Raw genomic sequence first — 26,978 nt, 5'->3', positions numbered from 1 at the left:
TCATCTCACTCCGGGGGAGTGGGATGACCTAGAGGGGTTCAAGGCTAAACTGAGTGCACGAAGTACTACGGAGTAAATTACTGCAGGCGTTACCAGTTACTTGGTCACCTCCACCCAGCTGCCCTTTACCGTTGATTTGATGTCGTTGGCGTACATCGCCTCGCTGACCTGCGAGGGCAGGTAATAGCGGCCCGGGTAGGTGGCGGTCATGCGGAGGGCAAAATTCTTCGATTGGCCGCGGCCGAGGTGGAAGAAAGTGTATACGCGGTCGTCGCGGATGTCGCGGTAGTCGTAGCTCGCTGCGTTCCCCGTGGCGGTGGCGTCGAGGCGTTCATTGCTTACTTCCCAGCCGGAAGGCAGCAAACTGCGCAGGGCCAGTTGGCGGTAATCCATGCCCAGGCTGCCCGGGTTACGAACGGTGTAGTTGGCGATGAACTCCGTCCCCGAGCGGAGGCGGCTGACGTCGACTTTGTTGCCGTTCTCATCGGTGTAGCTTACCGTCAAGACCAGGTTTTCGTTTACGGCCGTCTCCTCGCCGGGCAGGGGTACACCAGAGGTGATGACGGAAGCGTACAGCGTACCGGTGCCCGTGTTCTTCAGGGTAAAGCTGGCCGTTGGGGCGTCGGTGGGCAGTTCAATCTGGAAGACGCCGGTATTGGCCCCTACTGCCGTGCGGGCTCCGGTGGGCGAGGTAAAGTCTGCCGTCAGCTGGCTGCTTTGGGCAGCGTTCATCTTGCCGATGGAGAGGAAGGCGAAGGCGGCTTCCTGAGTGCTCAACCAGTTGCGCTGGCCAATGCGCTCGGCCAGGCGGAACACCTGCCGGGCGGCGCTGGCCTGGTCGTTACTGGCCAACTGGGCTTCCAGAATCATGGCCATGTCGCGGATGTCACTGCCGAAGGTATAGCCCAGTTCGCGGTAGGAGGCCACAGTAGGCTCAGCACCCTGCATGAGTTCGGTCGAGGCGTTTTTCTGTCCCAACAGCGCATAGGCAGCCGCCAACTGGTAGCGGGCGGCGGAAGGCAGCTGGGCGCTTTTCCCTTTCAGGCGATTCATCGCGCCTACTTCGGCTTTGCCCGCCAAGGCGAGGCTGTAGAGGCGGTAGGCTTGGTCGCGCTGCAACTGTGCGGAAGAGGCGTAGAAATTTTTATCGCTGTCTTGCCAGTCTCCGGCGGCTTTGCGTTGGAACTTGATGAGCTGGTTTTTCAGGTCGAAGGGAACGCTGTAGCCAGCCCGTTCGGCTTCGATCAGGAAGTGCAGCGCGTAGCTGGAGGCCCAAGGGTGCGCATCGCGGTTGCCCGGCCAGTAAGCCATTCCGCCGTTGCTCGTTTGGAATTTGCGCAGGGCGTCCAGTCCGGCGGCAATGTTGGTCTTACGGCTGGTCTCCTGGGCGGGCGTCAGCTTCGTCACCCGATCAAGGTACAACTGCGCGAAGGCGGGTGATACCGTCTGTTCAACGCAGCCGTAAGGATAACGCAACAGGTAACGGAGGTGTCGGTCGAGTTGCATAGCCGGCAGGGTGGACAGTTCCACCAGCGCCGTCCGGGTGCCTTCTACGCCGAAACGCTCGTAGGGGATGGTTTGGGTGGCACCGGCGGGGATGGCTACCGTGTTTGCCCGCGTAGTGCTTTCGTTGGGGTGACGGACGTCAATTTCGATTTCCTGGCTGGCGTTCTGGCCGTTGCCGCTGCCCTTGATGGAGAATTTGGCCACGCCCGCCTTTGATCCGACGGTGATGGGAAAGTAAGCCAGCTGGTCACCCACAGCGGAGAAACTCATGGACTTACTGCCGCTGCCGACGGAAACCAGGCCGCTGCTCTCGCTTACGTTTACCGTTACGTTGCGCACTTTGTCGTTCATGGCAAAGACGTTGACGGGCATTTCCACGGTCTCGCCAGGTCCGAGAACCCGTGGCAAGGTGGGCAACACCATCAGGGGTTGCACCACGGGCACGCGCTTGTCCGCACTGCCGTAAGCCCGCTCGGCGTTGGCTACCACCATTACCCGGACTGCACCGACATAATTGGGCAAGGTAACGGTGTGGCTGGCCGTCTTGCCAGCGGCAAGCTGGAAGGGGCCGAGGTGGCGCACTACGGGTTCAAAGCGGTTGGCCGATTGGTCTTCGGGGGATATTTCACCGCCGTCTCCACCAACGGCGAGTACTTTTCCGAATTCTCCGTTGATGCTGCCGATAACGTAGCGGTACAAATCGAAGGTTCGTACACTCAGTGCCTCCTTGGCAAAGAAGCGATCGTGCAGGTCGGGTGTCTCGAAACGGGTCAGACCCAGCAAACCTTCATCCACAATGGCCAGGGTGTAGGTCATCGCCTTTCCACCCGCTTCTTTAACTTCAACGGTGGCTTTTTCCAAGGGAGCCCAAGTGTCTTTTACACTCAGGGTAGGTTGTAAGACGGTGGCGGGGTTGGTAACTTCAATGGGGATGACGCCGTAGAGCCGCACGGGGCGGTCGTTGGTCGTTTGGGCGTAGGGCTGGAGCATGGTCACGTTGGCGTACACCGTAGGGACCATTTTCTCATCGGCCTTGAAGCTGATCTTGGTTTGTCCCGCTGCGGCGTCTACCCAAAACTGCTGGAGGGTACCCGCTCCGGATTCGAGGCTGACCAGAATGCTGCCGCCGGCGCTGGAAGGCAGCGTGAGGTTGATCTGCTCGCCGATGGAAACCGTCTCTTTTTCTGCCTTGAGCCGGACCAGCGAGGCCGACTCGCGGTCGTCCGACTGCTGCTGGTACCCTCCGTAGAAGTAGGAGCCGGAGCAGTGCCCGTCGCCGTCACAAACCCGCAGCAGGTAGCGGCCCCAGTCGCTCACCTGAATGCCGACTTTGGCAGACCCATCCCCGCCGGTAGTGGCGGTGTAGGTGGAAACCGCCTCCGTGTGCTGGCTGCCGTTGAAGCGGGCAACGTTGTCGTTGTTGTCTTGCCACCAGTAGCGCCAGTCTACTTTGTACACGCCAACGGTCAGTTTTCTGCCGCTGACGCCTTCGCCTTTGGTGTCCACGGCAGCCAGTTGAATGGTGGTTTCTCCCTCCCGGCTTACACTTTTGCCGCCCCATTCATCGGTGGGAATCCGGACCCCGGCGTAGACCAGGTAGGGGTCGTAGGGGACGCGCTGGTTATCGATGCTGAAGTTGCCGCCCGGTTCAAATACCTTAGTGCTCAGGCCGGCGAAAAGCGGACCGGGCATGGCGGAGCCCGTTGCGGGCAATTGAACCTGCGCCTGGCCAGCCGCGTCGAGCGTCCCATCAAAAATGCGCTGGGGTTCCGGCGAGTCCAGGGCCCGGGCAGGGTCCTGGAAATCAAAGCCCGTCCACTTCGCAAATTCTGCGTTTCGTTTGCTGATGTTCATTTCCACGGTCGCCTTCAGGTTGGCCGCCGGGGCCCCGTAGAGCCACTTGCTGACCAGCGTCGCACTGCGGGAATCTGGCCGTAAGCCGCTGGCGGGCAGGTTGAGGTCGATGGAAAGCCGGTTGGGCTTAACGGTTTCGATCATGAGATTCTGGCGGTAGGTTTGTCCGCCCGCCTCAACGGTGGCCGACCAGTTGCCGGTACCATCGCCGGAGCCAGTAGCAAAGTTGAGGGCGTAAAGTCCTTTTCCGAAGGCGGGCCGCACGGTACGGCGCTCCACTACCCTACTCTGGGCGTCGGTAAGGGTAAATTCAATGGGGTAATTGGCGGGCAGGCGCTTTTCCCGGTCTTCCAACACGAAGTGCAGGTACACCGAATCGCCGGGCCGCCACACGCCCCGTTCTGCGTAAAAGGCTCCTTTGATGCCACCGGCACCGCTGACGCCGCTGATGTCAAAACGGCTCAACGAGAGGCCATCGCTTTCGGAGAGGTTCAAATAGGCTACGTCTTCACCCAAAGTGGCCATTACGATGGCGGGGGCTTCTTCCGTCGTCATTGTAATGATTCCTTCGCCGTTGGTGGTTCCGGTGAATAGTTCTTGCTGTTGGAAGCTGTAGGCTTTTACCGTTGCGCCAGACCGTGGCTTGCCGGTAATCAGGTCCGTCGCGATGACGATCGTAGAGCGATCGGGGTTCCGCTTGGCAATGAGACCGAGGTTGGAGGAGACGACGTTTTGGATGACGAAGCGGCTGCGACCGTAGTAGGCTGGCTTGCAGGGGTCCTCCTCGTCTTGCCAGTTGAAGTCGTCGTAGTAGCCGTAGATGCCGTAGTAGTCGCCCATCCGGCTGTTCAGTTCCTCGAAGCCCAGGGTGAAGGTTTCTTCGTTTTTCGTCGCGTCCAGAGGCTGAAGACCAAAGTCTGCCGCCGCAATGCCACAACCGGCCTCGGCGTCTTCGATGCCAAACCCGAGGCGTACCTGGTAGATGGCGCTGGCGTTCCCCTGGATGTATTTACCGAGGTCGATGGCGTAGCGGGCCCAGCGGTCTCCGTCTACTGCACCACTCAGGCTGCTGAGTTCGATTTTTTCTTGCACCACCAACTTGCCCACGCGGCGCAGCGACCAGTCGTCGGCAGCATCGCCCAGGGAGTAGTCTTGCAGGTACTGCTGCACGTTGTTGGGGTAAATTTCTACGAGTTCCAGGCGCACCGCACTGAGCCCCACGGCCTCGAAGGGAAAAAGTCGTTGGCCCTGGTGGGGCAAAATTGCGCCATTGCCGACGGTCCGCAGCGCGGGGGCGGTGCGGCCCAGGTTGACGTTCCAGCTCGTCGGGCGGCCCAGGCGCGAGCCCGCCGCGTTTTGGATGCCATCGAGCAGGTTGACGGTAATTTCGCCGAGGTTGTTTTCCTGGGGGTATATCCGCAGGAGGTTTCCGTCCACTTTGGTGGTGAATTTCGATCCCGTACTGATGTTTACCAGGCCGTTGAAGTCTTGCTTAGCGTTCAAAACATCGCTGAACCGGACGAGCATAGTCCCATTGGCTTTGTCTTCGGGCACGAGGCTTTCTACCCGGAAATCGTCGTCTGCGGGGATGGCCACACTTAATTCGCCGGAGGTAGACGCAAAGCCGCTGCGGTCTCCGTCGTAAGTAATCACAACTGCGGCAGGGTCTTTACCACGGTTGGGGCCCGCAACGGTGTATGAAAAGTGGCGCTCGTCCGTACCCGGCGTAACTGTTACGTCGAGGGCGCGGCCACCCTGGCTGGCTTGGAGCATCTGATCGATTTCTTCGGTTGTGGCCGCGTCGTTCGTCACCACCCGGCCCTGAACGACCAGTTCCGTCGGTTGATCGGCCGGGAGATAGATGCCATCGGTAAGCACTTCCGCACGGCGCTCGGGGGTGCTGAAGCTGAATTGGTACTTGCTCTTTTCGCCGGGCACGCTCACCGCAACGGTGTAGGTCTGGCCCGCTGCCCAGGCAGTTTCCGGCTGGAAACTGAGGCTGGTGCCCTGCAAAGTGGCCGTCCCCGCAACTTTAGGGCTGACGGTGATGAGCCCCTCGGCCGTACCTTCAGGGACCGAAGTGTACTGTACGTAAACGGGTTCCATCCGCCCGATGACGCCCACCGTGTGGGCCTGAAGACCCGCTGGCATTGCTTGTACACTGATGGCCTGGCCATTATCCCCCTGCCCGGAGTTACAGCGGTACAAAGCAGCGGAAGTTAGTACGAAAAGGAGAATAAGTGGGGCAATTCTGGAAGACATCATAGTGGATATGGGTTTGCAAGACAACAAAAAGCGGGTGGTTCGCTTACCTAGTGAACAGAACGCCGAGGTCTTGCTTTATGTCGCACAAATTCGCACTATTTCCCCTACAGTTGGTTGTTTTCCCCGGGGAAAATCTAAATCTCCACATTTTTGAGCCCCGCTACCGGCAATTGGTGGAAGATGCGGAACAAGAAGGCATTACCTGGTTGATTCCCACGGTGATCGACGGCAATATCCAGCCCATGACCACCGAAGTCTCCCTCCAAATTGTTGCCCACCGCTATCCGGGAGGGGAAAGCGACGTCAGAACCATCGGACAAAACGTTTTTCAACTCCTAGACTTCTGGGAACGCCACCCTGGCAAACTCTACCCCGGCGGCGTCGCTAAGCGCATGGACATTGACTTCAACGAAGACCCCGCGCTCAACCAACTCATCGTTGGCCTGACGGAGGACATCTTCCGCCTGCTCCACATCGAAAAACCCATCAAATCCGTGGAAGATGGCTTTCGCACGTACGACGTGGGCCACTACGTAGGCCTCACCCTCCGCCAGGAATACCACCTCCTTACTTTGCTCGATGCAACGGCCCGCCAGGAATACCTGCTAGCTCACCTCCGGGGCATCCAACCCCAGGCCGATCAAAACAGCAACATCAAACGGCGCGCCGAACTCAACGGCCATTTTCAACACCTTCGCCCACCGCGCTGGTAAGCGCACGTGAGGCTATAAGAAGCAGGCCTAGCCCTCCAGGGCAGCCCGCACGGCCGCCGCGATTTCCTCCATTCGCTCGGGGCTAACCTCGATGGAACGCCCCAAATGGAAATCCTGCTCCGACCGCACAGGGATCAGGTGTACGTGGGTGTGGGGAACCTCCAGCCCGAGTACCGCCACCGCAATCCTTTTGCAGTCGATCACCTGTTTGAGGGCCTGGGCGACCCGCTTGGAGAAAAGGGTGAGTCCAGCCAGCTCATCATCCGTCAGGTCGAAATAGTAATCTACCTCACGCTTGATGATGCACAGCGTATGCCCTTCTACCGTAGGACGGACGTCGAGAAACGACAAAAATTGGTCGGTTTCAGCAATTTTGTAGCTGGGGATCTCCCCCTCCACGATGCGGGTGAAAATGGTGGCCATAGCGAATGGGGCGTTATTGAGCGCTGGGCGGGAAGCAGCGGGAGGCGCCTGGGCTAAACGGTGATGTTGATAATCTCAAATTTGATGACCCCGTTAGGCGTGGAGACCTCGGCAATGTCCCCTACTGCCTTACCCAACAGCCCTTGGCCCATGGGGCTGCTGACGGAGATCTTTTTCTCTTTCAGGTCGGCCTCAGACTCTGCGACAAGGTGGTAGGTGATCTCTTTGTTGACCTTCACATTCTTGATGGTCACTTTGCTCATCACCGTGACGTGGCTGGTATCCAACTGAGAAGCGTCGAGCACCCGGGCGTTGGCCATCACTTTCTCCATCTCGTTGATCTTCATTTCCAGCAGTCCCTGGGCATCTTTGGCCGCGTCGTACTCGGCATTTTCCGAAAGATCTCCCTTTTCGCGGGCCTCGGCAATGGCGGCAGCTACATTGGCCCGCCCGGTGGACTTTAGTTCATCCAATTCAGCTCGCAGTTTATCGTAACCTTCCTGCGTCAGGTAGTGGGTGGTTGACATACTTTTTGCTTTTGCAAGGATAAAGACAACACAAACTTCCTACCGGACCCCGGCAGGAAGCAGAATGACTTACCCCAAAATGATAAAATGGCGCGGCGGCCAGCTTTGGCTGGGCTTCACCCGCACCGATGGTGATAAAAACAGAGACGTTCCTACCGTGGAGGTAAGAACGTCTCAAATAATTTCTTGGTTTCAAAGATAGGGAAATTTTACCGTACCCACACTGGCCTACGGTTAAAACTTCACCAACCTTTCGAGGCATTCGCCCTCCAACTTAGATCGCAACGCTGAGCCCGATGTTGTGGGTACCGTTGAAGATGCGGGTGTTGCGCCAGGCGTAGTCGATGCTGAAAAACTTATCGCGCTGACCACGTACCACTGGAACGCGAATGCTGGCACCAGCGCTCAGTCCGTCGTACAGCGGCACTTCGGTCAGGACGTCGGTTTCCAGGTCAGTACGGTAGCCTACGCGGGCGATGAATTGCTCGCGGAAGGCGTATTCCAGGCCAGCGCCAACCTGGTCGCGGCTGAAGGAGTTGGCCGTAAAGTTAGCCACCAGGGTTACCCGTTGGTTCTCGATGCCGGAGAGGAAGTCGTAGGCAACCCCGATGTTGAGCATAGAGGGCATTTCGAAGCCGGCGGCGCGCTGGCTGAAAAGCAGTTCATAATCGGTGGAAGGATCGGGGTTGGGGGCAAACGTAGCCAGCCCCTGTCCGCCGTAAGCCATCCGGGAACCTACGTTGCGCAGGCTGAGTCCGAATTTAAACTCGTCGTTTTCCCCCGTTATGTATTGTACACCGGCATCAATGGCAATGCCAAAAGCGCTCACATCGCTGGTGCCTTCGCTCACGCCCCGCAGGGTTACGCCCACCGAGACGGCCTCTTCGAAGGTGTGGCTATAAGTAAGGCCGATGTTGATGAAGCTCAGGCTCAGCAGTGCGCCCGTTCCTTCTGGCTGGTTGGTGGTGGTGACTGGGACATCACCGAAGTCGAGGCTGTGGAGGCTCAACCCAATAGCGCCTCCCTTGCCGTTGGCGCTGCCCACCCCAATGGCCTGCATCGAGATGCCGGTACCCTGGAGGTAATTGGCGTAGCCCAGCATGATGTTCGTGCCCGTCATCCGGGAAAGCCCGGCGGGGTTGATGCGCATGGACTCCACGCCGAAAACGTTGGCGGTATTGAGCGAGTGCAGGCCGGCGGATGGTGCCCAGGGGTTCATCAGCAATTGGGCGGCACCTGCTTCCCCTTGCCGGTCGGGGTTACCGGCAAAGGCGGTTCCGGCGGCAAAAGCCAGAACAAGAAGGAGTAGGTAGATTTTTTTCATACTAAACTACTAGTGAGTTGTGGTCTTCCTTCCAGCGAGGGAAGGAAAAGAATTTATTTATCACCTCTTTTTGCGCGGCCGCAGGTGCAATGGGAAGTGGTCTTCCTTTGCCCGACCTCCATTGGTCGGGTCCGTTCCTTGCACCTGCGGCCGCGCCCTGTTTCTTTTGGTAAAGAGCAAGGGGAGGCGTTAAGCTGATTTAGAGGCCCGAGGGGTCAAACTGCCGTTGAACTCCGAAGAATTTCAGCGTCCGCTCCCCAAGCCCCGGTGCGGCGACGTGGATCAGGTAGACCCCACTGGCCACGGGGATGCCCCGGTAGTTGCGCAAATCCCACTCGAGGGCGGGTGTAATCTGCCGAGATTTCACAAAGCGACCTTCGCCTGGCGTGGGTCTAGCGACCTCATCACGATCGTACTTCCGGATGAATTTGCCGTCCAGGCTGTAGATGGTCACCGTAGCCCGCGCGGGCAGGTTGGTAATCTTTACGTTGGTCTCAAATTGGTCATCCTCGTAGATGCTGTAAGCGTAGTAGGGGTTAGGAACTACGTTGATCATTTCCAGAGCCCGTGCTACTTCTGTCTCATCTAGATTGGTGTTCGCCGCCTTACCGTCAATGCTGAAGCGGTAGGTGGGGTAACCATTGCTGTCTTCCGTTCCTTCGGCGTAGCCGTACTTATTGTTTACGCGCAGTTTGATGCGGGCCTCGTTGGGGATGAGACCATCGGCGTAAGAAAGCAATGAAGTACCGGGCAACAGGACGGGGAAACCAGCCCAGGTGATGGCCTCAATGCCAAGGCGCTTGCGGGTAACGGCTCGGGTGCCGTCGAAACGGCCCAGGAGGTACTCGCCACCATCGTAAGGGCGGTTGGTGACGTAGAAGAAATGCTGCCCGCCCGTGACGAAGTCAGCCAGGCTAAGACCGCTCCCCGCAATGGGGTCGATGATTACGCTGGAAGGGTTCCAGATCATGTCGCGCCCGTTGTCTTGTAACTCGAAGTTGTCGGGGCCCACCGTGCGTCCGTCGTAGATTGTATTTTCGCCCCAGAAAATTTCCAGGCGCTGGCCGGTTTCCACGTCCACGGCGTAGCCAGGGAAGTAAGCCAGGCCAGTAGCGAGGTCGGGGTCAACGCTGCCGTCAACGGGTACGGGTAGTCCATCCGGGCCAGCCTCTTTCGTCACACTCCGCGCGGGACGGGAGTCGAACATTCGGGCACCGCCTTCGGTCGTCAGGGCCTCTCCAGCAACCACTTCGCCGGCCTGGTAGTGGCTGGCCGTTTCGATAACCACACAACGGGACCACAGGTCTTTGTTGGGGGTCAAGACGATGTCGACGTTATTCAGGTTGGCCAGGGACAGTCCGTTGGCCGCCGAAGTCAGGGAGTTTGCCGCCGAAAGCCACACCGGAGAAATGTAAGGAATGGTATTTTCCTTGGGCAGCCAATCCATCAATTTGAAGGGGTAAATGCCGGGGAAAAGGTTACTGTAGCGCTGGTTGGGGTCCTCCTCGGAAAAACGGGCGAAGTTCTCGGTAGACACGTAATCAAACAAGGCCTGGTCCAGCTGGGCTATTCCGATTCCGGGGGAGAAGTTGTCGGGGATGAATCCGAGCCAAGGGTTTTCGGGGTCGGCGTAAGTGATGGATCCACCGATGGCACCATTGTCTCCGAGGGGTTCCTCCCCAGGTTCGGGGGCATCACCGAGAAGAACGGAGAACCCGAATTCTCCAATGACTTGCTCGTTAACATCAGCGATGGGTCGCTTACTGATAATGGTAGGCACAGAACAACCGTCAAGGCAACGGAGCATCCACCTGACAGTATCATCCAGGCGAGTATTGGCCATGTTTTCATCGAAGAAGGTAAGCTCGTATTCGCCGTCGACAACATCTAGCGGGTTGGCTACGAAAACCTCAATCGGTCCCGCCCCAATTTTGTAAGTGAGCTCGGGCGTCTGGGTTTCGCCTGCTGCGAAATCACTTTCTACCTTTTCGGCAGTGGCATCGTCTAAGTCCAGGAAATTCCCATTGTTCCCGGTTCCGGAGAGGCGGGTAATAACTGCTCCATCGCCATAATTAGCGGACAAGGTGCGGTCGAGAATTGGCCGAGGAATGGCTAGATAGTAATCATTACCCTGTTCGCCAATATTTCGGCTGGACGGCAAGTATTGCCGTGGCTGCCCGGGGTTGTCTTGATCAAAAGGATCGTACTCTTTGTAGTTGTTGTAACCGTATGCTATAATCACGAAGTAGTAGCGACGGTGGTTGATCAGGCGCGTCTCTCCGCCGCTGGCGAAAGCATCTTGGGTAATGCTGATACTGCGCCGAATGCCCGTATTAGCACCCTCTACGCGAAGGGAAGGTACCAAAAAAGGGGTAATAAGAGGGTTATTCTCCCCCTCCACTGCATTCCAATTAAAAACTTTAGTCACCCCATTTTTCAGGTCATACTGTGCGATTTCCCGCGCTTGGCTGGGGTCATCGGGATCAAGGATAGCGCTAGGGCCGGATAATTGGAATATGCGGTATCCTTCGAAACGGTAGAGACTATCGAAGCCTGAAGGAATTCCCAGACCTGGCTCAAAGTACTTTTCTTCAAAATTATTGCTAGCAGGGCCATTGCTCCATAGCAGGATGATTTCGCGGTCCAACTCAATCAAATCGACGTCTGGCGCATCGGGGCCCTCTAGGAGGTCAAAACAGTTATTGAAGAGGCTCTGGGCCAAGTCATCGGCCTGTTGCAAGCGCTGGATGGAGGGGTTGGGGTGGGTTTGGTCGGGTACCCACACTACGCCAATGATGAGCTCGTTGACGGCTCCGGGGGTAAGCGTGAAGGGACCGGAAGCCTGCAGGGTACGGCGGTCACCGAAGGGCAAGTCGGCCGTTGCCATCGACCAACCGGCAGCATTATCCGGTGCGTCAGAGAAAGCGTAGCGGGTTTCTACGCCACCGGGGATGTCGTATCCATTTCCAGAGTTGTACAATGGGGAACCATCCCTCCAAATGCCTTGGAGGTAATTGTAGTATTCTTCGGCGGTGTTGGGGTCAGTAGTAGCGGGCGGTGGTCCACCCACGCCTGCATTGTTGATGTAGATGAAAGAGCTCATGCCCAGTTCTTCTTCTCCAATGGGGTTGCCATCGTCGTCGAAAATGGGTGCCCGCGGGCCGCGGAAGTAGTCTACGCCAAGAATGGGAATTTCGTCGCAGTAGGTATTAATCCCCTGTTCACAGGTACAGCCGTTGGAGCCGTCCAGTTCGTCCTCATTGTAGACGTAAGCGAGGGAGCGCGACGTATCGCTACCTACGTAGTCATCGCGGAAACAGCCCAGATCGGGGTCGACCCACATGGCGAAGTAAGTATCTAAAATGTCTTCCTGCGCCCGGTTGATCAACTTGTAGCGCTGGAAGGTCATGCTGTTGATGTCGTCCGAAGTGCTGTAAGCGAAGGCCTGTACCTGGATTTCCATCTGGATTTGCAGGGGCGTGCCAGACTGTCGGTGGGTATTGCCCGCATCGTTGTAAATCCAAAAGGTCATCTCTTCCGGAAACTGGGGCGTTTCGCTACAGCCCCGGATCTCGATGATGGGGTAATCGCCCAGGGTCGGGTCATAGATACCGTCCAGATCCTCGTCCCAGAAGCCCGCCAAGCCCTGGAAGGTATTAGGCAGCTCAAAACCGTTTACGTCAAAGAAGTAGGGGTTGCCCGTAGAGGGCCAGCCCAAGACATCCGCAGGAATCTGGCTGAGGTCCAGCGGCAAAGTATTGCTTTCGAGCGCTATTTGGTAAGCTGCCCGTACCTCGCGGATACTCTGGCCTTTCACGACGAAGAAGCGGTCCCAACGCGCGCAAGTGTCCCGGGAAATGGTTCCCTCGTCCGTCAACGGACCGGGGTAGTAGTCAAAGTTTCCAGTGCTGCGACCGTAATCCTGCGCGGCAACTTTCAACCCGCCCCCTGGGTCGCGACCGCCGAGCCATACTGCACCGGCGAAGATGGAACTCACCTCTGGGACACCCGGAGGCGGTTTAGGTACGACGTAGCGGCCATTGGAGCCGTCCCACCATACGTCGCCTCCCGTCGTTAAACGGGCCCGGACGTTGTTGATCTCCATGTCAATCTGGGCCACCGCGTTGTCGCAATTGGACCGCAATTGAATCCGTTCCTGCTCGGAACGGTTGGCCGGCCGGTTGTTCCCCGGCCCGATGTGCGCCTGCACTACCAGCGGGGCCGTGAAGCCAGCCAGCAGCAGTAGTGAAAGAATAAGCTGCTTAATGCGCATAACTTGATTTTTTATAATTGAGGCGGGGAAGTTTAGAGGCTGAAGATGGCACCGACGAACATGCGCCGCGGGAGGGTAAAGAAGTCGGGGTTCAAAACCCGCTGCTGGTACGTTGCCAGGTAGCTTTCTACTGGACGGGTCCCTCCCTCCAGGCTTCGGATCTGATCTAATCCGAAGATGGATTGGAGGAAGCCGGGATCCGTGGGCGAACCCGTGGCCGAGTAAACGTTGAGCACATTCCGGCGGTCGAGGATATTACTGACCCGGAAGTAAATGTTCACTTGGGAGTTCTGCCCGAAGGTGATGTCTTTGCTTACCTGCCCATTAAGTGTAAGGGTAAGCGGCTGACGCGAACCGTTGATGGCTCCTCTGGTTCCCGATCCTCCAAATTCCTCCGGAAGGAATGTCGCGGTGTAAGGACGGCCAGTAACTGCGGACGACTGTAAATTGATGCCCGCATTATGCAAGAATTTGGGCGCGCTACTGCGGCTGTCCAGGCGGTAGTCCAATACCAAATTAAAACGGTGGCGCTCATCAAAGTCCAAGGGGAACAAGGTCCGCAGGTTACCCCGGTTACCCAGTCCCCTCTGACTGGTAGCGTTTGAACCCGTACCATCGGCAAACTGCAGCGTGTAGTTGGCGTTGATGGTGAAGTTGGCCGTCCGACGCAGGTCGTAGGTTAAGGCAAAACCCTTTACCGTACCAAAGTCTTGGTTGTCAAAAGTCGTGTATTGCTGCACCAGCGGTACGGGGAAATAGGTCCGCAGCTGAATCATGTCCCGCATCTCCCGGTAGTAGGCTTCAAGCGTCAGCGCTGAAGTGTTGGATAGGCGGGTTTTGAAACCTACCTTATAGTCTACCGTGCGCTCGGGCCGTAAAGCGGAGTTGCTAAACGTTCTTGATCCCGCATTTTCTACAAAGAAAAAGTAGTCCAGAGGCGTGGCAATCGATCCACTGGGGGGCCGCTGTACCAACACATCGTAATGGGCAAAGAAGTTGGCGTCGTCAGAAATGGGGAAGGAGAAAGCCAAACGGGGAAGTACGTTGAACTGTACTTCGTAATCCTTAAAGGAATCATCCACCGTAAATTCATCTGACTTGATGAAGTTGGCCCCCAAGTTATTCACCAATGGGTTGGCGTACTTTGGAAAAACCAGGCCAGACCGAATACCGTCAATTTCCTGCGGGCCGTTGGTGGGCGAACCATCGGGCAGGAACCAAGCGTCCCCACTGCGGTAAGCCTGCACTTCTGTACCATTTTCCTCAGAGGTGTAAACTGCGTAATCGGCCCCAATGTTACCGGGTTGGGTTCCCCCAAAGTTGGAGTGAAAATCGTCAGCACCAATGATTTCGTAGAGGCTGTAGGGATCTTTCAATACCTTAGTATTCGCATCAAAGCGTTCTACCCGAAGGCCGAGTCGGAAGATCATCTTGTTGATCGTGAACTTATCTTGGATGTAAGCGGCTGCGTAGATGGGGCGGTTCGGAGCCACATTGAATGCACGCTCTCCCGTATTGGGATCAAGGGTGAAGAAGTCATCAAAAGAGCCGTTGAACTCATTGCCCAAGTAGTCATATCCGTAGTAGTTCAATAAATTATTGAAGGTAAGCTCCCTTGCGCTGAACAGGTCAAGGCTAAGCTGGCTGGGGTCCAATCCATCAATGTTAACGTGCTGATCAAGGGGTACACCTAGCCGTTCCCGGATCGAACGGTAAAACTGGCCATCAATATTGTCTACGGTAGGGGCAAGTACTGCCACCGTGCGAACGTCCTCACCCAACAGAAGGGCCACCGAATCAACTACACGGTTAGTCTCCGCAACCGAAGGTATATGACGGTTGACCAATTGCCGACCCACAGTCCATAAAGCACGGGGGTTGAGGCTGTAGGCACGGTCCGTCCGCTGTTCGTACCAAACCCCCAGTTGGATGCTGTGCCGGCTTTTGTCGGAGCTACCTGGCACGATCTCAAAAGAGGCGTTGGCCTGGAAGGTGTAAAGATCGTTGTCCGTTTTCTGGTACAGGTTGTAAACAGTACCCACGTTGCTGTTGAAGCCCCATTGATCCGTAAACAGCGTCTGGGTGCGGCCATTTATGGTTGCAAATCCACCATCCAGCGTTGGACCTTGGGTACCCCCACCAGATAATGCAGAAACATCGCTATTGAATATTTCGTCTGCTCCATAACCAAAGAAGTTGTTGTAATTGGTCAACACCGGGTTACTGGAAGTGGAAGGATCATAACTACGCAACACTTCCCGGTAGTCCGAGTGGAAAGTGACGATTTCCAATGGGTTAGCCGTATCTGGCCGGATTCCGTAAATGGGAATGTAGTCAATATCAAAGGTCCCGACGTGGCCGTAGTCAAAGAAGTTTTCCCCGTGCCGTGGATCAGCAACACTGGAAGTACGGTTTTCTACGGTAAACTGGAGATTGTAGCTGGCGTTTTGTAATACGCTGCTTTTGCCACTGCCACCATCGGCTACGCCATTGCCGCCCAAACGGTGCCGCAGGCGCACGTTGCCCCGGTAGTTTTGACTGAAAGCCGTGGGGTTATTCTGCGCGTTTAGCAAACGCCAATTGCCCGCACCGTTTTCTCCGGGAGTAAACTGGTTAGAATTGTCACCGTAGGCACCAGTCACCGTAACGTCAATAGCGTCACTCAAACGGGCGGTTATGTTGCCGTTCAGGTTCAAGGTAGAGGCTTCCTCAAACGGACGTGTCTTCAAACTATTTGCGTCCGCGCTCGTCAGGAAGTCAGCTGCCACCAAGTTGCGTCCTCCACGACGAATGACTGGGTTTTCCTCCAAGGCTGCTATGACATCATCCTTGGCCCGGAAAATGGGTACTGCACTCGGATCATCGTCTTCCTGGTACGTGTAGCGCGCTGAAAGGCGGTAACCCAAAACCGCATCCTTCTTCTTGTTGCGCAGCAGCGGTCCGGTGAAAGAGACACCCACCAGGCTGTTGCCGTAGGCGTCCAAACCTTCGCTGGTTTCCGCTTCGGCATTAACGCGAAACTGGTCGCTGAAGCCTTTCGTAGTAATGGAGATGATGCCCCCGGTTACGTCGCCGTAGCGCGCTTCCAAACCACCGGTAACCACCTGCAACTGTTCGATTTCTGAATCGGGGATACTCACGGCAGACACCCGTACACCGTCCACGTAGTAGTCGGTAGCGTTGGAGCGCGAACCCCGGATGTTGATCGCACCACCCTCGTCGGCCGAACTCGCACCCGCCGTGATCGAAGCGATCTGGTTGATGTTCCGCGTCGGCAGGTTCCGGATTTGCTCCGAAGTCACCGTCTGGCCAGAAGTGGTGTTGTCTTGCTCGATCAAGGGAACCTTGAAGTCAGTTACAACCACCACGTCAAGTGCAATACCCCCATTGGAGGACATTTCGACGTTGGCGAAGTTGGTCTGCCCCGCCTTAACAGGAATGGCGGTCAACTTGGTGGGTGGGTAGCCGGTGTAGTCCACCTGCAAATCGTACGTACCCGGGTCGATGTTGGAAAAATAGTAGTTTCCATCGAGGTCCGTCGTCGTCCCTTGGTAAAACGCTCCATTTTTGTAAACCTGCACCGTAGCAAAGGGTAGCGGGTCCTTGTCGTTATCGATGTCAACGACCTTACCAGAAAGCGCAGTCTGGGCGTAAATGCTAAAGGCCGCGAAGAGGAGTAAGGCGAGGAGTAGAGTTCTTTTCATACCTAGTGAGTTTGTCGTAATTCGCGTGGAGTACAGGTAGACTTCAGTCGCAAAAATGCCCCAATGCCAGCACTTATTCTCATCGGATGACGGTAGCGACCGTCAGCCGACAAAACTACCAAGGACTGGCCAGGGCCGGCAAAAGTAAGGAATTCGCCGGGATCTGCTCCAGACAGCCCGCATTTGTCTCGACAACTACAAAGTTTTTTAGTCTTCGGTGGCTACCAGACCGTGGGCGCGGCCGCAGGTGCCAGGTTTTGCCTGGGAAGCAGGGAAAGGCCAGGAGCGGCACGGGCAAAATGCGAGAGGATTTTTATAGGCTCAACGAACAAGGCCCTACCGCCCCCCTGTTGTAGTTAGCGTAGCTGCCCAATTGGATTTGTCCTTTAGGCAGAAGTTACTTTAACCCAAACCGGCGCACTGTTGCGCCACCAAAACCAGTTTTACCATGAGTGCGAATAAAGATGTTATCAACAGCCTTAACAAATTGATCACCACCCTCTACGACGGCGAAAACGGCTACCGCGAAGCTGCCGAAGACGTAAGCAACACGGCCCTGGCCTCCCGTTTCCGGACCCTGAGCCAGCAACGTCATGACTTCGGCCACGAACTCAAGCCTTTCATCAACCGGATGGGCGGTGAACCTACTAAAGGCGGCAGTACCGCTGCGGCTTTGCACCGGACCTGGATCGACCTCAAAGCTGCCGTTGCCGGCAATGACGAGGCCGCCGTCTTGAACGAGTGCGTCCGCGGCGAAGAAAGTGCCGTAGAGACCTACCAGGAAGTCCTGCTCCACGAAGCCCTGCCCGCCGATGCCCGCGAAGTCGTAAAGCGGCAGATGGACAAGATCGTGACTTCCCTCGGTGAAGTGCGCCACCTTGCATCCGCCTACGAACACAAAGTGTAAGGCGCGAGACGAAAAAGGGATAGACCCTTCTGACCCGAAAGCTGCATGGTCCCCCCTCGGCCATGCATGGCCCTCCGAAACTTAATGTTTCGGGGGGCTCTTTTTTTTGTGATTGACACCTTTTTTGCCGGGGCGTTAGGTTATCGCGGGCTGGGCAGCTACCTTGGGGGGAAGATTAGTTTACCATTTCGTACCGGTCATGCAACGTCGTCACTTCCTCCGCAACTCCGCCCTTTTCACTGCCATGCTGGCCGCCGGACAAAGCCGGGCCTTCGCCGCCTGGAAAAGTAGCGCACAAAAACGCATTGCCCTGGTCGGCACGGGCATCCGGGGAACAACCCTGTGGGGAAAAAATCTGGTCGATAACTATGGTCCCCAGGTGCGCTTCGTGGGCCTGTGCGATACCAACGTCGGCCGCCTGACCACCGCCCTTGGGTACACGGGGGCCCGCTGCCCCACTTTCACGGACTTCGACGAGATGCTGCGCAGGACCGTCCCCGAATGGGTCATCGTAACTACGGTCGATAATACCCACCACGAGTTCATCATCAAGGCGATGGAAGCCGGGGCCAACGTCATCACTGAAAAGCCCCTCACCACCACGGCGGCCAACTGCCAGGCGATCCTGGATGCCCAGCGTCGCACGGGCCGCGAAGTCCTGATCACCTTCAACTACCGTCACCAACCCCACGCCACGGCCATCAAACAGTTGTTGAACGACGAACGCGTTGGCCCGGTAACCAGCGTCGATTTCAACTGGTACCTCAACGTGTACCACGGGGCCAGCTACTTCCGCCGCTGGCACGCCTACACGGAAAAGTCCGGCTCCCTCTGGGTACACAAGGCCACCCATCACTTCGATCTGCTCAACTGGTGGATCGGCGCCGACCCCGTGGAAGTGATGGCCTACGGCGCCCAGGAACACTACGGCAAAAACGGCCCCTTCCGCAGCACCAACTGCCGCCCCTGCCCCCACAAGCGGGAATGCCCCTACTACTGGGACATCACCAAGGACAGTTTCGCTACCCGCCTCTACGCCAACAACGAAAAGTACGACGGTTACCTCCGCGACGCCTGCGTGTTCCGCGAAGACATCGACATTTGGGATAAGATGAGCGCTCAGATCAAGTACGACAACGGCGTGTTGGTCAATTATTCCCTCACCACTTACTCCCCTTACGAAGGCTGGCGCATTGCCTTCAACGGAGAACGGGGCCGGATAGACTCCTGGGAAGACATCCCCTACCAGCCGGGGAAGTTCAGCCCGACCGAGCAGGCAGCGCTCCACGCCGCCGAAATGTCCACCGCGAAGGAAGACACCCCTACCGACTACCACGAGATCGTTGTTTCGGAAAACTTTAAGCCCGGCTTTGAATCCATCAAAGTCCCCCAGTCGCGTGGCGGACACGGTGGCGGAGACCAACGGATGCTCGATTATCTTTTCGTCAACCCCGGAGCCGACGACCCACTCGGACACATGGCCGGGACGCGCGACGGTGCCCTTTCCATCCTGGTGGGCATTGCCGCCCGACAGTCCATTGCCGAAAACCGCCCGATTCGCCTCGATTCCCTGGTGAAACTGTAGGGATTTGTGCTGCGGGGGGGGGGACCAGATGGTAAAACCAAGAATCTCCTCCCCCGGCAGAACCTCATGACAATACCCTGCATTTATAGTTGACTGTACCGGCGTAGTTTCGCGCCCCAACTACCCATTGCTATGCCCGCCCCCGCCGTAAAGATCAACGAACAGTGGAAGATTGCACTGGAAGAGGAATTTGCCAAGCCCTACTTCCGCAACCTAATCGCCTTCCTGAAGCAGGAAAAGAGTGAAGGAAAGGTCATCTATCCCGCCGGCCCGCTGATCTTCAATGCCTACGACAGTACGCCCCTGGATGCGGTGAAAGTGGTTATCCTGGGCCAAGACCCCTACCACAATCCCGGCCAGGCCATGGGGCTGAGTTTCAGCGTTCCCCGGGGAACCAGCATTCCCCCCAGCCTTCGCAACATCTACAAAGAATTGCACGATAGCCTGGGGCTGTCCATTCCTGCGCACGGCGACCTGAGCGACTGGGCCAGGCAGGGCGTATTCCTGCTCAATGCCATGCTCACGGTGGAGCGTAACCAGCCGGGCAGCCACCAACGCTCGGGCTGGCAATACTTTACGGACGCCTCGATCAAGGTCATCAACGCCCAGCGCGAGCACGTGGTGTTCATGCTCTGGGGGGCCTTTGCCCAGAAAAAAGCGGCCTTGATTGATCCGCAGCGACACTTGATTTTGTCCAGTGCCCACCCTTCTCCCTTCAGCGCCGACCGGGGATTTTTCGGCAACCAGCACTTTAAGTTGGCCAACGATTACCTGGTAAAACACGGCCAAGCGCCCATCGACTGGCAGGTGGGGGCATAGGGCAGACGCGGGATACCTCCCTTCGCTACGCTGGGCGACAGTCCGAATTGGCGTGGAGCCGGCAGGACGAATTGCTCGTGATCTTGCACTTATCTTTGCGGCATGCGTATTGCCTTACTTTGCTTTTTCATCCCCATTCTTTGCACCTGCGGCCGCGCCCCCCTGACTACGGAAATGGCTACGGTGGTTGGTACCGTGCGCTACGAGGAGCCGCGGCGGCTGCTCACTACGGCGTTTAATATCACGCCGGCGGATAGCCTCGAAAATGCGCCGGTGCCTACCCTTTTTGCGTCTCCACTGGCCCGCCAACCTTTGGCTGGACCTGGTCGTTTTCAGGATCGCCGGACGGTAGCGGCTCCCGATTCGCTGCGGGGTACGCTGCCCCTGCCCGGAAATCCCCAGCATCCCTTTGCCGTGGCTTTTCCTGCGGTGGCCATTGATTCCCTGCCCGCCCGGCACCAGCGCAGCGCGCCCCTGGTTTTCCCCGTGGGCAAGCGGGCGCTGAGCGAACAGGAATCGCTGGTACTTTTTTTCGAGCCCAATGACCACGGGACGCCGCACCGGATCCAGCTGTTGGGGCCGACGTCCTCCCCCACCCTGTCGGTGCCTGCAAAGACTTTAGAGACCGTGCCCGCGGGCGTTTACCAGGTTTATCTGGTGCGGCAGGGTTTGCACAAAGACAGTACGGCGCTGCTGCGATTGAGTGTGCAGACGGAGTTTTTTACGCGCTCCGCACCTTTGGAGCTCTGGGATTAACGAGAAAAGGGTGCTTTCCCTTAATTTGTCGGCCCGAAGTTTGCCCCACTTGCCATGTACGCATTCCGCCGACTGCTTTATCTGCCGCTGAGTCTTTTGCTGCTCAGCCTGGTCTGCTTCGGCCTGCAACTGATCACTCCTGGCGACCCCGTTCTGCAGCTGCTGCCCCCCGCCGAATCGCGCCTGGGCACGGAAGATCCGGCGGCTTACGACGTCGTTTACCGCCGGGCCGCCGCCAGCCTGGATTACGATCTTCCCCTCTTCTACTTTTCCCTGACCAATGCGGCCTTGCCCGATACGCTGCACCGTATTCTTCGTCCGGAGGAGCGCACGATGTTGCGGGCTTTGACCCTCAATTGCGGTGATTGGCCGGCGGTGGCCCGATATTACCGGGAGCTACGGTACCTGGCCTATCCCCGGCAACCCGACAGCCTGTTGGTGGGGCAGGCAGAGGCCAGTCCGCTCGCCCGGAGGCTGCTTTTGCAGGATGATCCCCAGGACATTGCCAACATCGTCGGCCAGCTGGCGGGCAATCCCAGGGCCACCGCCCTGGTTGAGGCCCACGCCGGACTGGAGATGGGGCAACGGCGCGGGCGTTTGCTGTTGCCCGCCTTCCGTTGGTGGGGCCTGGATAACCGCTACCACCGCTGGCTGGGCCGGGTGCTGCGCGGTGATTTCGGCCATTCTTACCTCGACCGCCGGCCCGTCGGGCACAAAATCTGGGCGGCGGCCAAATGGACGGCCCTGCTTAATGGATTGGCTCTATTAGTGGTATATCTCGTGGCTATTCCCTTGGGACTGCTGACGGCGGCCCGGGCGGGAAGTCGCTTCGACCGGGTAATGACCTTCCTGCTTTTTCTGCTGTTTGGCATACCCAGTTTCTGGATTGCTACGCTGGTGACCAACTTCTTCACCACCCCGGCCTACGGGATGGACTTTTTTCCCAGCATGGGCTTCGGGGAGATTCCCAGCGGTGCGGATTGGTGGACGGTGCTGCGCATCCGAACGAGTCATTTGTTTTTGCCCGTGCTCTGTTTGGCTTATCCCAGTTGGGCCTACGTCAGCCGCCACCTCCGCCGCTCGGCCCTGCACGAGTTGGGGCAGGCCTACATCAAAACCGCCAAGCTGAAAGGGCTTACCGGCCGGCAGATCCTCTGGGGTCACGTGCTGCGCAATGCTTCTTTTCCTATTCTGACGCTACTGGGGGCCATGTTGCCGGCTTTGCTGGCGGGCAGTGTGTTGATTGAGCGCATCTTTAACCTGCCGGGCATGGGGCAGCTGTTGTACAACTCGGCCGTGGGGAGGGATTGGCCGGTGGTGATTGCCTTGGTCTTACTCAATGGATTGCTCACTGCGGCGGGACTGCTTCTTGCCGACCTTAGCTACAGCCTGGCCGACCCGCGGGTGCGCCTGGGCAGCGAACGTCCAAACCCCAGTACTGCCGGATGAGTAAGACCCGTAACCAACTCCGCCCCTTCGCCCTGGGCTGGCTCTTTTTCCTGGGCAGTCTGGCGTTGCTGGGCGACTTTGTGGCCAATGACCGTCCGCTGATGGTAAGGGTGGAGGGAGAATTGCGCTTTCCGGTATTGCACGATTACGGATTGGCGCTGGGCGTAGTGGAACCTTACCAACCGGTAGTCAGGAACTGGTACCGGCAAAAAACCGATTGGGCCTGGTGGCCGCTGATTCCCTACTCTGCCGGGGCATCCGACCTGAGCAATAGCAATTATCGTTCGCCCTTCGGGGCGCAGCAAACCGGGGAACGCGCCCGGCACTATTTGGGAACGGATGACTTGGGCCGGGACGTTGCCGCCGGGATGGTGGCGGGGGCGCGGGTGGCCTTGATTGTTGGGCTGGGCGCGTCGTTGCTCTCGCTGCTGTTGGGCATTCCGCTGGGGGGGATTGCCGGATTTTTCGGCAATGACCAATTGCGGGCCCCGCGCTACCACTGGTGGGGCTGGAGCCTGGGTGGTGTGGCGGGAATGCTTTACGTAGTGCTCAGTATTTTTCCTTTCGTTGGGAGTAATAGCTGGCTTATCAATGCAGGGTTGGTGGTGCTGGGCTTTTGCGGGGGCGGCCTGTTGCTGCGTGCCCTGTTGCGGTGGGTACCGGCTTTGCGTCGCCCGAGTAATTACCCTGCCGACACGCTGGTACTGCAGGGCATCGAACTTTTTGTGAACATCCCTGGCCTCGTACTGCTGATTGCTCTCCTGGCCATTATTGACCGCCCGTCCATCTGGCTGGTGGTCCTGATCATTGGCGTCCTGCGCTGGCCGGCGGTAGCACGGCACCTGCGGGCGGAACTGCTGCGTATTCGTCGGCTCCCCTATATTGAAGCGGCCCGGGTGAGTGGCATTGGCAAATGGCGGATTCTCCTGCGGCATGCGCTACCCAACGCGCTGGGGCCGGTCTTGATCGTGGCCAGTTTTGGATTGGGGTCCGCCATTTTGCTGGAGGCGTTTTTGTCGTTTCTGGGTATTGGCATCCCCGCAGACCAGGTGACCTGGGGGAGTTTGCTGCGGCAGTCGCGGGAACAACCTACTGCTTGGTGGATGGCCGTATTCCCTGGAGTGTTTCTTACGTTGACGGTGTTGGCGGCCAATGTTTTGGGGGAGGAATGAGGGGTTTTGGGAGCTTCGCTCCTCTTTTTTGAACCACGGTTTTGGCGGAGCTTCGCTCCTCTTTTTTGAACCACTAAGGACACGAAGAGGCACTAAGCGTATTTCTCTTCGTGTTCTTAGTTTTCTTAGTGCCCTTAGTGTTGAAAAAAAGCGAAGCTTGCTTCGCGGGAAAAAATGCCCTAAATGGAGAAAGCCCCACCGCTGGGTAGCGATGAGGCTTTCATAAAAATTGGCGGCGACCTACTCTCCCGGGATCAAGTCCAAGTACCATCGGCGCTGGGCAGCTTAACTTCTCTGTTCGGAATGGTAAGAGGTGATCCTGCCCGCAATAGCCACCAAAGTCTTTTGGTTGGCACTTCAGTGCAAACCACGTTCTTTAGTGAAACGATCAACAAGTGGGAAAGAGAGTGTTCAATAACTTTGCAGCGGACTTTGCTGGCCACGTAAAGACCTGGTTTTGCTGATTTAAAATTTATCATCAAGCGTCAGCTTCAATTTACTTACTCATAAGTTCTAGGGCAATCTATGTTGACCTCGTTTGCTTATTTTGTAGACTTTTCTTAACCGTTTGCCCTACTACACGTAGTACGGCTTTGATTAAGAAAAAAAGGAAGCTGTCGGGCGATTAGTATCACTCGGCTCCATACGTTACCGCACTTCCACCTATGACCTATCAACGCAGTCATCTTCTGCGACCCTCAATGGAATACTCATCTTGAAGTTGGCTTCGTGCTTAGATGCTTTCAGCGCTTATCCATTCCGCACATAGCTACCCGGCACTGCAGCTGGCGCCACAACCGGTACACTAGAGGTGCGTCCATTCCGGTCCTCTCGTACTGGAAACAGATCTTCTCAATATTCCTACGCCCGCAACAGATAGAGACCGAACTGTCTTGCGACGTTCTGAACCCAGCTCGCGTGCCACTTTAATGGGCGAACAGCCCAACCCTTGGGACCTTCTTCAGCCCCAGGATGTGACGAGCCGACATCGAGGTGCCAAACCTCCCCGTCGATGTGAGCTCTTGGGGGAGATCAGCCTGTTATCCCCGGAGTACCTTTTATCCTTTGAGCGATGGCCCTTCCATACGGAACCACCGGATCACTTGAGCCTGCTTTCGCACCTGGTCGAATTGTCTTTCTCTCAGTCAAGCTCCCTTATACTCATACGCTCTTCGCATGATTACCAACCATGCTGAGGGAACCTTTGCGAGCCTCCGTTACGCTTTAGGAGGCGACCACCCCAGTCAAACTACCCACCACACACGGTCCTCCTGTTTTGCAGGAGTTAGTGTCAAAGTATAAGAAGGGTGGTATTTCAAGGACGACTCCACAAGCACTGGCGTGCCCGCTTCGTAGTCTCCCACCTATCCTACACATCTTATACCCTAACACAATGTGAAGCTATAGTAAAGGTTCACGGGGTCTTTTCGTCCCGTTGCGGGTAATCGGCATCTTCACCGATACTTCAATTTCACCGAGCTCATGGCCGAGACAGTGCCCAGATCGTTACACCATTCGTGCAGGTCGGAACTTACCCGACAAGGAATTTCGCTACCTTAGGACCGTTATAGTTACGGCCGCCGTTTACTGGGGCTTCAGTTAAGACCTTCGGATTGCTCCTAAGCCCCTTCCTTAACCTTCCAGCACCGGGCAGGTGTCAGACCCTATACTTCATCTTGCGATTTAGCAGAGTCCTGTGTTTTTGCTAAACAGTCGCCTGGGCCTCTTCACTGCGGCCCCACATCACTGTGGGGCGACGCTTCTCCCGAAGTTACGCGTCTAATTTGCCTAGTTCCTTAGCCATGATTCACTCGAGCGCCTTAGGATACTCTCCTCAACTACCTGTGTCGGTTTACGGTACGGGCCGCTTCACTCGCTATTTCTTGGAAGACGCTTCGGTACACTATCAAATTCCCCCGAAAGGGTCTCTGTACTATCGGCCAGTTTTACCCAGCCTTCAACGTACTATTCCGTCAGTACGCGATACCTACACTACTCCGTCGCTTTCATTGTGAGCGGGTACGGGAATATTAACCCGTTTGCCATCGGCTTCGCCTGGCGGCTACACCTTAGGACCCGACTAACCCGATTCTGATTAACATCGAATACGGAAACCTTAGTTTTACGGCGAAGGGGTTTCTCACCCCTTTTATCGTTACTCATGCCTACATTTGCTTTTGTAGCCGCTCCAGCATACATCGCTGTACACCTTCGGCGCTGACTACAATGCTCCCCTACCACGTACAGACAAGACACGTCTTGTCTCCACATCCATAGCTTCGGTACTGGACTTATGCCCGAGTATTTTCCGCGCAGGAACGCTCGACTAGTGAGCTGTTACGCACTCTTTAAATGAATGGCTGCTTCCAAGCCAACATCCTAGCTGTCTTAGCATCCCCACATCGTTCAATTCAACTTAGCCCAAATTTAGGGACCTTAGCTGATGGTCTGGGTTGTTCCCCTCTCGGCAACGGACCTTATCACCCGCTGCCTCACTGCTGCTACTGTTATGCTGGCATTCGGAGTTCATCAGGGGTTGGTAGGCGGTGAAGCCCCCTAGCCCTATTGGTAGCTCTACCTCCAGCACACATTACACAACGCTGCACCTAAATGCATTTCGGGGAGTACGAGCTATCTCCTGGTTTGATTGGCCTTTCACCCCTACCCACAGGTCATCCGAAAACTTTTCAACGTTTACCGGTTCGGTCCTCCATTCCGAGACTATCGGAACTTCAACCTGCCCATGGGTAGATCACCAGGTTTCGCGTCTACCCCCACTACCTTGACGCCCTGTTAAGACTCGCTTTCGCTCCGCCTCCGGTTCTGAAAACCTTAAACTTGGTAGTGAGGAGTAACTCGTAGGCTCATTATGCAAAAGGCACGCCGTCATCCCATAAGGACTCCGACCGCTTGTAGGCGCACGGTTTCAGGGTCTTTTCACTCCGCTTCTCGCGGTTCTTTTCACCTTTCCCTCACGGTACTTGTTCACTATCGGTCTCTCAGGAGTATTTAGCCTTAGCGGATGGTGCCGCCAAATTCAGACAGGGTTTCTCCGGCCCCGCCCTACTCAGGATACCCAACTCAGCATTCACCGTACCTGTACGGGACTTTCACCCTCTGTGGTCACCTTTTCCAAAGATGTTCCAATTGAGTGAATACTGATTATTCGGGTCCTACAACCCCAAAGCGACGTATCGCCTTGGTTTGGGCTCTTCCGCGTTCGCTCGCCACTACTTGCGGAATCATTAAATTATTTTCTCCTCCTCCGGGTACTTAGATGTTTCAGTTCCCCGGGTTACCTTCCTTGCGGATACTTGGTCTTCAACCAAGTGGGTTACCCCATTCGGACATTCAGGAATTAACGGTCGTTTGCACCTCCTCCTGACTTTTCGCAGCTTACCACGTCCTTCATCGTCTCTGAGAGCCTAGGCATCCCCCGTACGCCCTTATTTCACTTCCTAATCTTAATCCCTAACAACTCTCTCCGAAGAGAAAATTAATTAGCGACAATTCTTACGAAACAAAATAAAGTTATCGAGTAACATTATTTGCCTAAAACTAATGAGTTAGTTATTAAAATATCCAACAGACGCTTGAGAAATGAATTTCTCTCGCAACGAGATCTTATGTGAACATAAAATCCGTTTTAAAATTACTGTTGCTCTCTTTTCCCAACTTGTCAAAGATCGTCACTAAACCCT

The 26,978-nt window shown here is 56.5% G+C and carries 13 protein-coding genes and 2 rRNA genes; 7 read left to right on the top strand and 8 right to left on the bottom strand.

Translation table 11 applies throughout. The annotated features are described in order from the left end of the window. Window positions 1–96: 96 nt before the first annotated feature. The gene (locus tag H9S92_RS13920; protein WP_187467316.1) at window positions 97–5,625 is read right to left on the bottom strand and encodes an alpha-2-macroglobulin family protein; all 5,529 of its coding nucleotides are present in this window, start codon (window positions 5,623–5,625) and stop codon (window positions 97–99) included. Between the two features lie 77 nt (window positions 5,626–5,702). On the opposite strand from H9S92_RS13920, the gene H9S92_RS13915 reads away from it, so the two are divergent. Next, entirely contained in the window at window positions 5,703–6,338 is a 636-nt protein-coding gene (locus H9S92_RS13915; RefSeq protein ID WP_187467315.1) for an LON peptidase substrate-binding domain-containing protein, read from the top strand. A gap of 27 nt (window positions 6,339–6,365) precedes the next feature. Here H9S92_RS13915 and H9S92_RS13910 read toward each other — a convergent pair whose 3' ends face one another. From H9S92_RS13910 to H9S92_RS13890, 5 genes are all read right to left on the bottom strand, one after another. After that, complete coding sequence (locus H9S92_RS13910) at window positions 6,366–6,761, bottom strand: HIT family protein (RefSeq protein ID WP_187467314.1); 396 nt, start codon at window positions 6,759–6,761, stop codon at window positions 6,366–6,368. A gap of 53 nt (window positions 6,762–6,814) precedes the next feature. Further along, window positions 6,815–7,288 (bottom strand): transcription elongation factor GreA, encoded by a 474-nt coding sequence (gene greA, locus H9S92_RS13905; RefSeq protein WP_187467313.1) that lies wholly within the window; start codon window positions 7,286–7,288, stop codon window positions 6,815–6,817. A 274-nt stretch (window positions 7,289–7,562) separates the two neighbouring features. Further along, window positions 7,563–8,612 (bottom strand): PorV/PorQ family protein, encoded by a 1,050-nt coding sequence (locus H9S92_RS13900; RefSeq protein WP_187467312.1) that lies wholly within the window; start codon window positions 8,610–8,612, stop codon window positions 7,563–7,565. A gap of 199 nt (window positions 8,613–8,811) precedes the next feature. Then, window positions 8,812–12,885 (bottom strand): hypothetical protein, encoded by a 4,074-nt coding sequence (locus H9S92_RS13895; RefSeq protein WP_187467311.1) that lies wholly within the window; start codon window positions 12,883–12,885, stop codon window positions 8,812–8,814. 32 nt (window positions 12,886–12,917) lie between these two features. Continuing rightward, window positions 12,918–16,589 carry a TonB-dependent receptor gene (locus H9S92_RS13890; RefSeq protein ID WP_187467310.1) on the bottom strand — a complete coding sequence of 1,224 codons (3,672 nt, stop codon included), beginning with the start codon at window positions 16,587–16,589 and terminating at the stop codon, window positions 12,918–12,920. A gap of 448 nt (window positions 16,590–17,037) precedes the next feature. Between H9S92_RS13890 and H9S92_RS13885 the strand changes: the two genes are divergently transcribed. The 6 genes from H9S92_RS13885 (at window position 17,038) to H9S92_RS13860 (ending at window position 23,277) form a co-directional block, all read left to right on the top strand. Further along, window positions 17,038–17,496 carry a ferritin-like domain-containing protein gene (locus H9S92_RS13885; RefSeq protein ID WP_187467309.1) on the top strand — a complete coding sequence of 153 codons (459 nt, stop codon included), beginning with the start codon at window positions 17,038–17,040 and terminating at the stop codon, window positions 17,494–17,496. 199 nt (window positions 17,497–17,695) lie between these two features. Further along, window positions 17,696–19,081 carry a Gfo/Idh/MocA family oxidoreductase gene (locus H9S92_RS13880; RefSeq protein ID WP_187467308.1) on the top strand — a complete coding sequence of 462 codons (1,386 nt, stop codon included), beginning with the start codon at window positions 17,696–17,698 and terminating at the stop codon, window positions 19,079–19,081. Window positions 19,082–19,213: 132 nt separating this feature from the next. After that, window positions 19,214–19,900: a uracil-DNA glycosylase gene (ung, locus tag H9S92_RS13875; RefSeq protein ID WP_187467307.1), complete on the top strand. Its 687-nt coding sequence runs from the start codon at window positions 19,214–19,216 to the stop codon at window positions 19,898–19,900. A 102-nt stretch (window positions 19,901–20,002) separates the two neighbouring features. Next, the gene (locus tag H9S92_RS13870; RefSeq protein ID WP_187467306.1) at window positions 20,003–20,656 is read left to right on the top strand and encodes a hypothetical protein; all 654 of its coding nucleotides are present in this window, start codon (window positions 20,003–20,005) and stop codon (window positions 20,654–20,656) included. A 54-nt stretch (window positions 20,657–20,710) separates the two neighbouring features. Then, window positions 20,711–22,105, top strand: a complete 1,395-nt coding sequence (locus tag H9S92_RS13865; protein ID WP_187467305.1) for an ABC transporter permease — start codon at window positions 20,711–20,713, stop codon at window positions 22,103–22,105. After that, window positions 22,102–23,277 carry an ABC transporter permease gene (locus H9S92_RS13860; RefSeq protein ID WP_187467304.1) on the top strand — a complete coding sequence of 392 codons (1,176 nt, stop codon included), beginning with the start codon at window positions 22,102–22,104 and terminating at the stop codon, window positions 23,275–23,277. The genes H9S92_RS13865 and H9S92_RS13860 overlap by 4 nt, the downstream gene beginning before the upstream one ends. Window positions 23,278–23,504: 227 nt before the next feature. On the opposite strand, the gene rrf is transcribed toward H9S92_RS13860, so the two are convergent. Both rrf and H9S92_RS13850 read right to left on the bottom strand, forming a co-directional pair. Next, window positions 23,505–23,617 (bottom strand): 5S ribosomal RNA (gene rrf / locus H9S92_RS13855). A gap of 265 nt (window positions 23,618–23,882) precedes the next feature. Next, window positions 23,883–26,738, bottom strand: a 23S ribosomal RNA gene (locus H9S92_RS13850). Window positions 26,739–26,978: the final 240 nt, after the last annotated feature.

The sequence above is a fragment of the Neolewinella lacunae genome, assembly GCF_014349155.1.
In the GTDB taxonomy this organism is placed as follows: Bacteria; Bacteroidota; Bacteroidia; order Chitinophagales; family Saprospiraceae; genus Neolewinella; species Neolewinella lacunae.
This window is presented reverse-complemented; position numbering and strand designations above follow the sequence as displayed.